The organism is Rhizobium sp. P38BS-XIX, assembly GCF_012641435.1.
Lineage (GTDB): Bacteria > Pseudomonadota > Alphaproteobacteria > Rhizobiales > Rhizobiaceae > Rhizobium.
The window spans coordinates 24,319-37,753 of sequence record NZ_JABAIJ010000018.1; the positions used below are offsets into that span (position 1 = coordinate 24,319).

Consider the following 13,435-nt stretch of genomic DNA (forward strand, 5'->3'; position numbering starts at 1 on the left):
ATTCCCCATTCTTGAGTATCGATTTGACATCAAACAAAAATGTATCGTAGCCGATGTCAATTGGGATTGTTAATTTATCGAACAAAGTTTTGATGACAGCGCTCAAGGAGATGCAGCGATGAAGATAGGTCTGAGTTCATACAGTTTCCGCCCGTTGATGCAGAGCGGCGCCATGCAGATCGAGGATATCTTCGCCTGGGTCGGCAAACATGGCGGCGATCATGTCGAACTGGCAACGCTCTCTGTTGCGCCTGAAGGACAGGATCTTCAATACGAACTGGCCAAGGACGCGGAAATGCTGGAGCGGCTGAAGGTCGCATCCCAGAAAAGTGGCATACCGCTCTCGGGCCTCTGCATGTCCGGCAATTTCATCGATGACGGCGAACGGGCATTCCAGCTCGGCCGGCTGAAGGGCTATGTCGAGCTTTGCGACAGGCTTGGCGTCCGCTTCCTGCGTCACGATGTCGTACCGTGGTCGCTGCGCGTAGCGGAGCCTGGCCAGTTCGAAGCGGCTTTCCCGGCGATCGCTGAAGCGACCCATGAGCTTGCCGCGCATGCCGGTCGTTATGGCGTGACCACCAGCGTCGAGGACCACGGCTTCTTCATGAATTCCAGCGAGCGGATCAAACGGTTGCTGCACGCCGTCAACCTGCCGAGCTTCAAACTCACCGTCGATATCGGCAATTTCCTCTGCGTCGATGAGAACCCGCTGACGGGTACGCGTGCGTGCCTCCCGCAAGCAAGCTTCGTCCACCTGAAAGACTTCTATGTGCGCCAGACGGCGCCCGGCACGGACTGGCTGCAGACGGTCGGTGGCCAGGCAATCCGCGGCTCGGTCTTCGGCTATGGCGATCTGCCTGTCAGGTCGATCATCGAGGATATCGTCGCCTCGGGCTATGACGGCTTCGTCTCGCTCGAATACGAGGGCAACGAGCCGACGCAATACGGCTGCGAGACCGGCTTGAAGAACGCGAAGGCGATGTTTGCGGCCGCCGGCCGCTGATCGTCGCCTCCCTGCGATCTGAACGTTAGAGCGCGGCGATCCGATCGACGCGCTTCTTCAGTTCGGCGAGACGCTTGCGGTCTCCTCCCGGCACCTCGATCGAGGCCCAGCCCAAATAATCGATGTCGGAGAGAGCCTTGTTGACGGCCGCCCAGTCGCAGTCGCCTTCGCCCAACTCGACATCGAAGCCCTTCCACGGGCCTTGGCTGTTCATTTTTTCGAGGCTGTATTCCTTGATGTCGATCTTCAGGATGCGCTTTCCGAGCGCCTCGATCCAATCCGTCGGCCGGCCGTAGCGCAGAACGTTGCCGACATCGAAATACCAGCCGAGTTTCGGATGACTGAAGCGATCGACGAAATCCGCGGCCTCCAGCGGGCTGAGCAGGAAGTCGTTCCAGACGTTTTCGAGCGCGATCGCGACGCCGCTTTCTTCTGCGGCGGCTAGGATTTTCGCGATTTCCTCGCCGGCTCTTGCGTAAGCGGTCTTGTAGCTGGTGCCTGCATTGACGACGCCGGCCACAAGCAACACCGTGGTGGCGCCATAGAGCTTTGCATCATGCAGAGCCTTGATCATCGAATCGACACAGGCCTGCCGTGCAGCGGGATCGGGATCCGTCAGCGGACGCTTCCAGTGCACGGCATTGACGAGACCAGGAATCGCAAGACCGGTCTTGTCGCGGGCGTTCAGGACTTCATCGAGCGGCAGCGCATTGGGGGAGTCGAGCTCGACACCATCATAGCCAAGATCCCTCAGAAGCTGGAATTTCTCCAAAATGGAAAGCGACGGCTCCTCGATCATTCCCCATTTCAGGCTGATCTTTGCCAGGGGACGAGCGGAAAGAGGCGCGGAAGAATTACGGGCAGGTTCTGTCATCAATGAATCTTTGCTTGGCATGGGCGGATAGGCGCCGGCACTATGTCAGCCAATACAAAGCCGATCAATCGGTGATTGGACGGCACGAAGTCATGCATGGCCGCAGACGAGATTCGAGATGCCACGACGAAGCAAATGAGCCATTTTCGGTTTCGCTACCGGGATAGGCCTTCGCTCAAGGGGCGTCTGATGCCGCCGACACCCCACGACATTTGATCGCCTATCGCACCGGTGTGACGCCGACGGATTCACTCCGTCGGCGCAAAGCAAATCAAAGCGTGTCGTCGAACCCGCACCATTCGGCAGCGAACACCGCCATCGTCTTCGTCACCCTCTTGAGCGACTCCAAGTTGACGCGCTCATCGACGCCATGAATATTTTCGGCGATTGGCCCATAGACGAGTGCCGGAATGTTGGCATGAACCGCAAAGATCGCGGCGTCGAGATAGCACGGCATGACTGCCGCTTCGAGTTTGCTGCCATCGATCCGCTCCCGTGCTTCGGTCAGCAACACTTCCGCTTCGGATCCGGGAGCCAATTCGTATCCGGCGTGCATCACGCCGACCCATTCGAGGACCGGTGCTCTGCCGCCTTCGAATGCCGGATCTGCCTGGATCGCTTCCGCGAGATGCCGCTCGAACTCCGCGGCACGCGCTTGCGGATCTTCGCCAGGGTAGAAGCCCACCCGACCTTCCAGCCGGCATTGTGCAGGGGTCGAGGCAATCCACTCGCCACCCGTAATCGTGCCGATGGTCAGGGATACGGGGTTTGGGATGGCTGCGAACAGTGGCTTTTGAAGCCGCTCGGCGTTCCACCGTTCTTCAAGCTTCTTGAGATGCGCCATGACCAGCACGGCAAGCTCGATGGCGTTTTTCCCAAGCTCCGGATTCTTCGGATGCGAAGGGATGCCATAAACGGTAATACCGAACTTCAGCACCCCACTATTGGCCCGAACGAGCGTCTCTTCGGTCGGCTCCGGGACGAAAAGGACATCGGCCGTGTGCCCAAGGGCGAGCATCATTGCCGCTCCGTTCCCTGTTATTTCCTCCTCGATCACCGATTGAATTTGAACATCGCCACGGAGCTCGAAACCGGCATCTTTCAACGCGTCGAGTGCGAAAATGTTGGCCGACAGACCGGCCTTCATATCGCCCGCTCCACGGCCGTAAAGCCAACCGTCGACTTCGCTGGGTTCAAAAGGATGGTTCGTCCATTCTTCACGGGCGCCCGTCGGCACGATGTCGATATGGGCGTTGAATGCAATCGATTTCGCGAGCTTGTCCTTGCCTGCGCGTTTTCCGACAACGTTGATGGTGCCGTCGTACGAAACGGTGGTTGGAGAAAAGGCGGGATGTTTGCCTACGAGCGTCTCGTCGATGGCAAAGCTCTCAACGGAGTAGCCGCGAGATCTCAGCTCGTGCTCCAACAGGTGCTGCGCCGGCGCTTCAGCTCCTCGCAGGGATGGTACACTGACGACGGCTTTCAGAAGCTCAACCTGCTTGGCGAAATTGCGATCGACCTTGTCACAAATGCGCTGAACCTGTTCGGCAGTTAGTTTGCTCATTGAGTTGTGTTCCATTGGAATGGTGTAGATGGGCAAGTTCGCTGATGTGCCGTTGCGATTTTCCAACAAGAAAATGACCGGAATTGTCGCCACAAGCCTTCATCGATCTCGGAATGCTCATGATCCAAAGCCACGGACATACTACACTAACCACTTGGGAGGGGTGACAGGGCGTTATTGGAACGCGCCGTCGGCAAACATCGGCGCGCAACTAATGGCACAAACCCGCGTGAAAAATTGTCTATTTCCTACCGATTGCGTAGAGAGATCGATCAAAATTTGCGCTCGGGATGGAGAGTTTATCTATCGGCTTTCTGGTGGCTTCAGCTGTGGCCATAATGCTTTGGATTTTACAGTCACGCTGTGGTTTGGTGCGGCAACCAGGCCAAGGTTCGTGAGTTTCGTCAAAGAAAGTCGATTAGCTGATCAAGCCAGGCTACATAGAACGATGCTTACGTAAAGCCTCGGCCATGCCAAGATTTCCAAAATGAAGCCATTGACATCATTGGCATGCTGCACTTCAAACTTGAAGCCACCGAGGATGCTAACACGATGTCTCGTTTGTCTTTCGCGCGAATAGAATTGTCTTAAGCACCATGAAATTCATTTGGGCCTGCCTTTTCTCCGTTCTCCTACCCACGAATATTATGGCTTGTACAACAGCCCATGGCATAAGCTTTGCGGCCATAGATGCTGGCCAAGTTCTGATTGAAGGCAGGATTAGATCAGTTCAGATTGATCGAGAAAAAGGTGTTTATGCTTTTGATGTCAGCGTTCAAACGACCTTGAAGGGGATAAAAAAGGAAACGTGGACCATCCTGACGAGCTCTATGGGAAAGGCTAGCGACAATCTGGACGCTTGGCTCACCAAAGGGACCGTCTATATCGGCTTTGATGTTACAGACCATCGGCTAGGCATCGGGCAGTTTCGAAACGACGGGTGTGGGCCGCTCAATATCGTGTCGTCGACGCCAGCCAATCTGGATAAGATCAGAAAAAATCTCGTAGAATCATCATTTTGGTGAGCCGGGTACAGATGGAGATTATTTGTGACCGGTGCTCATGGCACCCGTCGTATCATGCAATCACCACCAACACCGAGACATAGAACGGTTGCATCGAAGCGGGGATCGGCCAGTGTGCATCACATAACGGCTAAACCCTTACGTTGCCTCTGCTTATGACGTTAGGAAGATTCCAATTCAAAGCCTACGCCCATTTTTGAACGGAAGCTCTTATCGACCGGAACACGAGCGGCAATGACGGTGGCGCCTCTTCGTTTGAAATAGATGGGCAACCTTGTTCGGCTGCTAAGATTTTGCCGCAGCGCGAGCGGTCTAAACCGCGTTCTCGTACGCGCTTCAAAGCCCTGCCTCGGACGGCGACGCGCAATATGAAAGCCATCTTTTCCGGAAGGAGATCGCGATGTAGATAGGCTATCTTGCAAGAGGCTTCGACACATGATCCTGAAACATGCGGCAGTTTTGATTGCCATCCTCGCGGTCACAGGCAGCCCGGCGATTGCGCGACAAGATGGAGCCGCTACCACGCGACCGCCCATCGAAGCCGCACCGGCCAATAATCTTCCGATCCACGTGATCGATGGCAAAGCGACCCAGGATACCCTCGCCGTTCTTTATTCGGGTGACGGCGGATGGCAGGAGCTTGATGAGCAGGTCGGCAGCGATTTGCGGAACGCCGGTATCCCGGTCGTCGGACTGGACTCGCTCTGGTATTTCTGGTCCGGACGGACCGCCAAGGAGACGGCGAAAGACCTTGGCCGCATCATCGACTATTACACCAGGCGGCTCGGCGTGCACCATGTTCTCCTCGTCGGTTATTCCTTTGGCGCAGACGTGATGCCGGCAAGCTACAACAGGCTGAGCCCAGGGCAAAAGGCGAAGGTCAAGGCAATTTCGCTCCTGTCCATGTCCCACAAGGTCGACTACGTGATCTCCCTCAGAGGCTGGCTCGGGTTTCAGACCGAAGGCAAGGGCGGCAATCCTGTCGACGATGTCAGGTCGATCAGGCCAGGGATGCTCGAATGCATCTATGGAAAGGACGACGATCACGATAATGCCTGCACGGCTCTTCGGGGGTCGGGGGCGAAGGTGATCGGCATGCCCGGCGGCCATCATTTCGGCGGAGATTACAACAGACTGGCTCAGTACATCCTTGCGAACCTGAAAAGACCCACGAACAAATAAGCCTTTGCGCGTTTCATCTGTGAGACGAGCCACATCTTGTAAAATTCGGTCTGGACAATGCCGCCTGTCCTGTTTATAGGCCGGGCCAGCCGCAAGAAACGCGGTACGGGTGATTAGCTCAGTTGGTAGAGCAGCTGACTCTTAATCAGCGGGTCGTAGGTTCGAGCCCTACATCACCCACCAAACAAGCTCTGTTGCCTCAGAGACTTGGTCAAGTTTGCAATCCACTTTTCAGTGGTTTCTGAGATAGCCTGCCAACATCATTGCCGTTTGACGTCCTCGAACCTCAGGTCGAAGCGCGCAAGATATTTGCTGAGGCGGTCTGCATCATTGCTGCTCTTTTTCTCCAACCGTGAGAATGCGAACAAAGCTCTGCCGGCAGAGCTCGCCGTCGCATGCTCGCGGCAACTACGAAGCACGGCTGCAAGCTGCACCGCATCGAAGCGATCCAGACGAGAGGCAACCTCTGTACCCAGCACCTCTTCAATGATCCGATCGACTTTGCCGTGATCAATCCCCCTGCGCCAAAGGGCATTCAGCCGCTGGATCTCGTCGTCAACGACGTCACTCGTAATGCGACCGTGCGGCGCGAGCGTCGCCATGCGCGTGATAGATGCCGACAAATCTCGAAAATTGGCGCTCCATAAAGCTTGTGGCCCGGTGGCAAAAGCCAGATAGCGTTCACGCGCTTCCTTGTTGAAGGTGATGTTTTCGCCCTCCCTCTCCAGATAGCGTCTGAGTTCGAAGTCGAGATTTGGCTCTATGTCCTCCCTGCGGTCACGCAGTGCTGGCAGCTGGAAGGTCCATAGGTTTAGCCGGGCATAGAGATCCTCGCGGAATCTTCCTTCTTGAACATGCTCGCCGAGATCACGATTGGTTCCTGCAAGCAATTGAAAATCGGCGGACACTTCCCGATCGGAGCCGACGGGCAAAAATCTCTTCTCTTCGATTGCGCGAAGGCACATGGCCTGTTCATCAGGGCCGAGCTCGCCAATCTCATCGAGAAACAAGACCCCCTTGTCGGCGGATCTCAAGAGGCCGGCACGCTCACCGGCAGCGCCGGTAAACGCGCCTTTCACATGGCCGAACAGCGCGGACATGGCCTGGTCACCGCGCAATGTGGCACAATTGACTTCAACGAAAGGTCCGCTGATCTTCCGCTGGTTCTTCTTCAGATCGTAGATCCTGCGGGCAAGCTGCGATTTTCCGGCACCGGTCGGGCCAGTGAGAAGAATGGGCGCGGAAGAACGGATCACCACTCTCTCGATCTCGTCGATCATCCGGTTGAATGCACCATTGCGGGTCGATATGCCAGATTTCAGGAACGAGGCCGCATCTTCACGCTCGGAAGCGAAACGCTTGGCGATCTCGTCATATCGGGAAAGGTCGAGGTCGATGATCCGGTGCGTGCCAACAAAGTCCTGCTCGGCCTGGCGGTCGCGCGGCGGAGAGAGCTGCAATAGTCGGCCAGGAACGATGCGGGTCTCCGTCAACAGGAACCAGCAGATCTGCGCCACATGGGTGCCTGTGGTTATGTTGACGAGATAGTCTTCTGTGTCGGGATCAAAGCTGTAGCCACGGGCAAAGTCCCTTAGGTTTGTGTAGACCTCAGAGAAATCCCACGGATCACGAAAATTGATAGCATGACGCCGCACTTCCGTCGCCGGCGACACCGCACCGATGTCGCTGACGATCCGCTGAGATAGCGTCTGCGCATGATTATCGTGGATCAACTCCAGCCGATCGACGAAAAGGCCTTGTTGCTGGCAAAGCGCAACCGTCGGCCGCCAGCGGCCCCAACGATTATCCCACCTTCCCGCATCCAGGGTGGTTCCCAATATACCGATAACAACGCGTCGCTTCATATCTTATCTAATTTTATAAGTGACTATTCTTTTATATAGTACCGTTCATAGAGAAAATCCTGCAAGCAAGAATCTCAACAGGAATGGAAAAGAATATTCACCTTCCAAAACAATCGTTTAGGAAATTTCCTCACCCTCCTTGCATGCACCTCCTTCAAACTGGCACGCCTCTTGAAACGTATCCGGCATGAACCTTCGGTGGTTACCGTTTCGGTACTGCAAGGTTCGTCGCCCAAGCGGCGTGAAGAGAAGCAACTCAACAGAAGGACTGCAGACGCAGAAAAGACGATGACAACGGTAATGAGCGGACAGGATTTGATCGACGCCGGAATGAACCAGGGAAAATGGTTTCGTCCAGCTCTCGACGCTGCCAATGCGATTTTGAGCAAGGGCGGCTCGATGGCCGATGCACTGGAGGCTGCAAAGGCATTCCAGCCAGGGCCGACGCTTGCCCTCAGGGCAGACAATGATATCGAGATCTATTCGAACATCCGCGCCGAGAACGCTTTTGAGCAGGACAATGTCGAAAAGGTCAACGCGACGATGCGGGCGCTGGTTCGCACGCCGGTCGTCCGTTCCGCGGTAATCATGCCGGACGCCTGCCCTGCAGGTCCGATCGGCACGATTCCCGTCGGCGGTGTGGTCGCTTCCGAAGCGATCCATCCCGGCATGCATTCGGCCGATATCTGCTGCTCTATGGCGATCTCGATCTTTCCTGGCGTCGATCCGAAATCACTGCTGGACGCCGTGCATTCCGTGACGCATTTCGGTCCGGGCGGCCGTCCGCGGGGCGCGCAGTTCAAGCCTTCCGATGCAACGCTGTCGGCGTTCGAGCGGAATTCCTATCTGCGTGACGGAGCAATGAGCGTCGGCATAGAGCACTTCGCGACACAGGGTGACGGCAATCATTTCGCCTATGTCGGAACCATGAAGTCGACCGGCGAAACGGCGCTCGTCACCCACCACGGATCGCGAGCTCCCGGTGCGCGGCTCTACGACAAGGGCATGAAGGTCGCCAACCGGTTTCGCGAGCAGATCTCACCCGAGACCCATAGTGAGAATGCCTGGATTCCGGCGGATACCGAGGAGGGTGACCTCTATTGGTCGGCCTTGCAGACGATCCGCCAGTGGACGAAGGAAAACCACTATGCCCTCCACGACATGGCGGCGGAAAAGCTCTCGGCTAAGGTCGCCGATCGCTTCTGGAACGAGCATAACTTCGTCTTCCGGAAATCGGACGGACTGTTCTATCACGGAAAGGGTGCGACACCGGCGTTTGATAACTGGGCGCATGATGCAACCGATCTGACCATCATTCCCCTTAACATGGCGGAACCGGTACTGATCGTTCGTGGAACGAACGCTGCTCATGGTCTCGGCTTCTCGCCGCACGGCGCCGGCCGCAACATCTCGCGCAGCGGTCATATACGGCAGTTGGCGGCGGAGTACGGGGCAGATTCCCGCGGACTCAGCCCCAACAACATCGCGACAATCCTGGAGAAGGAAACGAGCGGTCTCGACGTTCGCTTCTTCTCCGGCTTTGCCGACGTGTCGGAACTGCCAAGCGCTTACAAAAGTGCTGCGAATGTGCGGGCACAAATCGAGCATTACGGCCTTGCCGAAGTGGTCGACGAAGTGATCCCGTTCGGGAGCATCATGGCCGGTGACTGGCAGAAGAATGCGCCTTGGCGCAAGAAGCGCCGGTAACGGTGCTTGGGGAGGCGGCACAGTCCGCCTTCCCGAAAAAAGATATTCCCTTGTTGACATCGCCAGCATAAGTCGTAAATACTTCGCTATATGGCGAAGCATTCGATATCCACCATGGACCGCACATTCTGGGCGCTCTCCGACCCGACCCGGCGCGGCGTCCTGCAGCGCTTGATGGATCAGCCGGGTGTTTCGGTCAGTGAACTTGCCCAGACATTTTCGCTGAAGCTCCCTGGCATGACGAAGCATCTGGATGTTCTGTCGGATGCCGGCTTGATCACTCGGACCAAGACCGGACGCACGGTGGCCGTCAACCTTTCGGCAGCACCGATGCAGGAGGCTATGGCCTGGCTCAATCGCTACGAGCGTTTTTGGACGGTGAGCCTGGATCGGCTGACTGCATTCTTAGAGGAGGATGACGGGAAATGACTGACCGCCTGCCGAGCGTGACGATCGTGCGTCGGATCAAGGCCACGCCTGCCAGGGTGTGGGCCGCGATTACGCAGCCGGAGCTGATGATGCAATGGTGGGGGCCGGATGCGGGGCCGACACTTGACGTGGTCGCAGACGTCCGCCCAGGCGGTCGCTTCAGCGTCGTGTTCCGGCTGCTCAACGGCGACGAACACAACCCGACAGGGATTTATCAGGAAGTCATCCCTGAGAAACTACTCGCCTTCACCTGGGACTTGCCAGGAACTTCCGATCCAAAATCGCTGGTAACGTTCCGGCTCGAACCATTCGACGAAGGAACGGTCCTCACCCTCACCCATGAGCACTTGCCGGACGAAGAGACCCGCGCAAGCCACGAAAGTGGCTGGAACGGCCTTCTCGACAAGCTCCCCGTCTTCCTTGGAGTTAGCCAATGAGTGATCTGATCCTGACAACATACGACTGGGTTCCCGAATTGCCGCGCGGTCTCGTTCGAGATCTGCGAGTCCGCTGGGCTCTCGAAGAGGCCGGTTTGCCCTACAGGGTGGAGAGCACGCCCTTCAAAGATCGCGGGCCCGAGCATTTCGCGGCGCAGCCCTTCGGTCAGATCCCGTGGCTGACCGATGGAGACCTCACCATTTTCGAAAGCGGCGCAATCCTGCTGCATCTCGGCGAAAAAAGCCCGGTGCTCATGCCCACCGATCCGCGCGGTCGAGCCGAGGTTATGGAGTGGGTTATCGCGGCGCTCAACTCGGTCGACCTGCCGAGCCAGCCGTGGGCACTGTTTCGTTTCATGGGCTTTCCGGGCGACGCGCCGGAAGCCAAATTCGTGGAAGACTTTCTGAAGATCAGGCTTGATCGGATGGAGACAGTGCTGAAAGAGCGCGAATGGCTGGCGGGCGGCCGCTTTTCCGTGGCCGATCTGCTGATGGCGGATGTGATGCGACAGGTGGAGCGTTTCGATGGGCTCGCAAATCATCCGGCTTGCCGCGCCTACGTCAAACGCCTGACGGCAAGACCTGCTTTTACGAAAGCTTACGATGACCAGATCGCGCATTTCGCCGCGGCAGACGCGGCTTGATCCCGACATCAGAGCCTGAAGCGCAATCTGGCGCTTGAGTGGCATCACTCGAGCGCCTTACTATCGCTCATCGCAGCTTCTCGCAGGAATCATCGGCGCCCTTGTCGTTCTTGCGCTACGGCTTGCCCTCGGTCAGCGCGCCCGCTTTGCACCCGCCAAGACGCTCCTGGTCAGTATGGCGATCGGCTCGGCCGGAACATCCCGTTTCCCGATCAGGTTCGAGCGGGAATTTTAGCGACTTTGCTGGCGTTCAATATTTTCTCGCCGCCGTGCCTCGGCGTCGGAGGCTTTAGCAAGTTGCCGGCCATATGACGAAACTTGGCCGCTTTCGCCCCCTCATTCGTAGCTGAGCGCATCGACGGGATCGAGCCTGGCCGCGCGCCAGGCCGGAAAAAGCGTGGCAAGAAAAGAGAGGACCAGCGCGATCAGGATGACCGATGCGACTTCCGTGATATCCATGCGCGCCGGCAATCGGCTCAGGAAATAAATCTCGGGATTGAATATCGTCCTGCCCGATAGCCACGAGAAAAACTGCCTGATCGCTTCGATATTCATGCACACGATAACGCCAAGCACCACGCCCGCGATCGTGCCGAAGACGCCGATCGCTGCTCCGGTCATGAAGAAGATGCGCATGACTGCGCCGCTGGTCGCACCCATTGTGCGCAGGATCGCAATGTCGGGCCCCTTGTCCCTGACCAGCATGAACAGCCCTGAGACGATATTGAGCGCTGCGACCAGTACGATCAGCGTCAGAATCATGAACATCACGTTGCGCTGGACCTGAAGGGCCGAGAAAAAGGTCTGGTTGCGCTGGCGCCAGTCGGTCAGGAATACCGGCCGCGCTGCCGCATTCTCGACGGGAGCGCGCAGTTCATCCACCGTATCCGGGTTGTCGACAAAGACCTCGATCGATTGCACGACGCCCTCCGAATTGAAGTAGAGCTGGGCCTCGCTGAGCGGCAGGTAGACAATCGAACTGTCGTATTGCGACATGCCGACCTCGAAGATCGCCACCACCGGATAGGCTTTTTGACGCGGGGTGGCGCCAAACGGGGTTACATCACCTTCGGGCGCGATAAGCTGGATGCTGTCACCAACCTCGAGACCCAGCCTCTCGGCCATGCGCTTGCCAATGGCGGCCCCCTTCGATGCGTCGAAGCCATCGAGCCTTCCCTGGCGAATATTGTTTGAGACCAGCGCCAGCTTGCCGATGTCATCCTCGCGCGCGCCGCGCACCAACGCACCTATTCCACCCCCGGCCCGGCCCGTCGCGAGCACCTGCCCTTCGGTCAGCGGGATCGCATAGCGCACACCCGCGATGCCATTGACGCGCGCGGCAATCTGTTCGTAGTCGTCGAGACCGCTTTCGATCGGCTGGACGACCAGATGGCCGTTGATGCCGAGGAGACGATCGAGAAGTTCGGCACGAAAGCCGTTCATGACAGACATGACGACGATCAGCGTCGCCACGCCCAGCATGATGCCGATGAACGCAATGATCGAGATTGCCGAGATCACCGCCTCCTTGCGTCTCGAGCGCAGGTAGCGCCACGCGACCATGCGCTCGAAAGCTGAAAACGGTGCAGCGCCCGTCGTCGAGGCTGCATCATTCATCCGGCAGCTCCCTTCGGAGCTGCGTAGCGGTGATTTGGAACGGCGGCAAAATGTATCATCAGCGGAAAAGGCTGGCAGCCGCGCATTGCGCGAACATTGCGGTCAACTCGTGTGCGGGGCATTTCACGCGGCTTTGTGGTGAGGTAGCCTCAAAGCGAAACGGGACCGATACATGTCCCGTTTCTCAATACATTGCAGAAGGATGCAAACCGCCTACGCTTCATTGTCAATCGCGGCATGTCTTTTGAACGATAAACGGTTACGCATGTCGTCATTCAGGCTCCCGGGATTCGATCATCCGTAAATCCGCTGCGCGGCATCCGCGAGCGCCTTCATGGTATCCACATAGGGAATATTGCCGAAGCTGATGCGGGCAACCCCGAGTTCGGCCAGTCGATCAACGGAGGACACGCCATCCATGATCATCACGTTGACCGGCAGCGGCGAACCTTTGACAACTCGTTCGATCAGCGCGTCGTCGATAAGACCGGGGACAAACAGGCTCGACGCTCCGGCCTCAGCATACGCCTTGGAGCGCTCGATCGCCTCATCGACATAGTTTTCAGCTTCGTTGAAATGCTCGAAAAAGAGATCGGTCCTCGCATTGATGAAGAGGTCGACACCTGTTTTCGTCGCGGCAGCGCGAATGACCGCGATCCTTTGAGCCTGGCGTTCACTACTATACAATCCCGCACCTTTGACGACACGGTCCTCAAAATTGATGCCGACAACGCCCGTATCGACGATACGAGCGATGTTTTTGGCGAGCTGCCCATCGTCATCGCTGTAACCACCCTCGAAGTCGGCCGAAACGGGAAGCTCCACGGCTGTCGCGACACGGCCGATCGTTTCGATCGCAAGGTCAAGCGGAAGATCCTCGCCATCACGATAGCCCAACGCGGCGGCAACGGCCCAGCTGCTCGTGGCGACTGCCTGCGCGCCCGCACCCGCAATCGCCTTGGCGCTGCCGGCGTCCCAGGCATTGAACAGTTTTAGCGGCTGTCCCTTGACGTGAAGCTGTGCAAATTGGCGGGCTCTCTCATTCTGGTTCATGACTTTCTCCTTTTCTGGGCTGTTGGGAGGCAGCA

Annotated in this window: 13 protein-coding genes and 1 tRNA gene; 9 read left to right on the forward strand and 5 right to left on the reverse strand. The window is 57.4% G+C overall.

Annotated elements, in window-relative coordinates:
- Window positions 1-118: 118 nt before the first annotated feature.
- A complete protein-coding gene (locus HGP17_RS32125; protein ID WP_168815857.1) occupies window positions 119-1,003 on the forward strand; it encodes a sugar phosphate isomerase/epimerase family protein in 885 nt (294 codons plus the stop codon).
- A 25-nt stretch (window positions 1,004-1,028) separates the two neighbouring features.
- On the opposite strand, the gene HGP17_RS32130 is transcribed toward HGP17_RS32125, so the two are convergent.
- Complete coding sequence (locus HGP17_RS32130) at window positions 1,029-1,877, reverse strand: sugar phosphate isomerase/epimerase family protein (protein WP_246704310.1); 849 nt, start codon at window positions 1,875-1,877, stop codon at window positions 1,029-1,031.
- A 271-nt stretch (window positions 1,878-2,148) separates the two neighbouring features.
- Window positions 2,149-3,441 carry an ArgE/DapE family deacylase gene (locus HGP17_RS32135; protein ID WP_168815859.1) on the reverse strand — a complete coding sequence of 431 codons (1,293 nt, stop codon included), beginning with the start codon at window positions 3,439-3,441 and terminating at the stop codon, window positions 2,149-2,151.
- Between the two features lie 596 nt (window positions 3,442-4,037).
- Here HGP17_RS32135 and HGP17_RS32140 point away from each other — a divergent pair.
- From HGP17_RS32140 to HGP17_RS32150, 3 genes are all read left to right on the forward strand, one after another.
- Window positions 4,038-4,466 (forward strand): hypothetical protein, encoded by a 429-nt coding sequence (locus tag HGP17_RS32140; RefSeq protein WP_168815861.1) that lies wholly within the window; start codon window positions 4,038-4,040, stop codon window positions 4,464-4,466.
- 435 nt (window positions 4,467-4,901) lie between these two features.
- Window positions 4,902-5,648, forward strand: a complete 747-nt coding sequence (locus HGP17_RS32145) for an AcvB/VirJ family lysyl-phosphatidylglycerol hydrolase (RefSeq protein ID WP_168815863.1) — start codon at window positions 4,902-4,904, stop codon at window positions 5,646-5,648.
- Between the two features lie 107 nt (window positions 5,649-5,755).
- Window positions 5,756-5,831 (forward strand) — tRNA-Lys (locus tag HGP17_RS32150).
- A gap of 77 nt (window positions 5,832-5,908) precedes the next feature.
- Here HGP17_RS32150 and rtcR read toward each other — a convergent pair.
- Complete coding sequence (gene rtcR / locus HGP17_RS32155; RefSeq protein ID WP_168815865.1) at window positions 5,909-7,513, reverse strand: RNA repair transcriptional activator RtcR; 1,605 nt, start codon at window positions 7,511-7,513, stop codon at window positions 5,909-5,911.
- A gap of 300 nt (window positions 7,514-7,813) precedes the next feature.
- On the opposite strand from rtcR, the gene HGP17_RS32160 reads away from it, so the two are divergent.
- The 5 genes from HGP17_RS32160 (at window position 7,814) to HGP17_RS32180 (ending at window position 10,965) form a co-directional block, all read left to right on the forward strand.
- Window positions 7,814-9,220 (forward strand): RtcB family protein, encoded by a 1,407-nt coding sequence (locus tag HGP17_RS32160; RefSeq protein ID WP_168816009.1) that lies wholly within the window; start codon window positions 7,814-7,816, stop codon window positions 9,218-9,220.
- 114 nt (window positions 9,221-9,334) lie between these two features.
- A complete protein-coding gene (locus HGP17_RS32165) occupies window positions 9,335-9,649 on the forward strand; it encodes a metalloregulator ArsR/SmtB family transcription factor (protein ID WP_246704311.1) in 315 nt (104 codons plus the stop codon).
- Complete coding sequence (locus HGP17_RS32170; RefSeq protein WP_168815869.1) at window positions 9,646-10,086, forward strand: SRPBCC domain-containing protein; 441 nt, start codon at window positions 9,646-9,648, stop codon at window positions 10,084-10,086. Before HGP17_RS32165 ends, HGP17_RS32170 begins: the two co-directional genes overlap by 4 nt.
- Window positions 10,083-10,730, forward strand: coding sequence for a glutathione S-transferase family protein (locus HGP17_RS32175; protein WP_168815871.1), 648 nt, complete (start codon window positions 10,083-10,085; stop codon window positions 10,728-10,730). Before HGP17_RS32170 ends, HGP17_RS32175 begins: the two co-directional genes overlap by 4 nt.
- A gap of 34 nt (window positions 10,731-10,764) precedes the next feature.
- Window positions 10,765-10,965, forward strand: coding sequence for a hypothetical protein (locus tag HGP17_RS32180; protein WP_168815873.1), 201 nt, complete (start codon window positions 10,765-10,767; stop codon window positions 10,963-10,965).
- A 101-nt stretch (window positions 10,966-11,066) separates the two neighbouring features.
- Here the strand turns inward: HGP17_RS32180 and HGP17_RS32185 are convergent, their stop codons facing one another.
- Both HGP17_RS32185 and HGP17_RS32190 read right to left on the reverse strand, forming a co-directional pair.
- Window positions 11,067-12,347: a lipoprotein-releasing ABC transporter permease subunit gene (locus tag HGP17_RS32185; RefSeq protein WP_168815875.1), complete on the reverse strand. Its 1,281-nt coding sequence runs from the start codon at window positions 12,345-12,347 to the stop codon at window positions 11,067-11,069.
- Between the two features lie 294 nt (window positions 12,348-12,641).
- Entirely contained in the window at window positions 12,642-13,400 is a 759-nt protein-coding gene (locus HGP17_RS32190) for an isocitrate lyase/phosphoenolpyruvate mutase family protein (protein WP_168815877.1), read from the reverse strand.
- Between the last annotated feature and the right edge of the window lie 35 nt (window positions 13,401-13,435).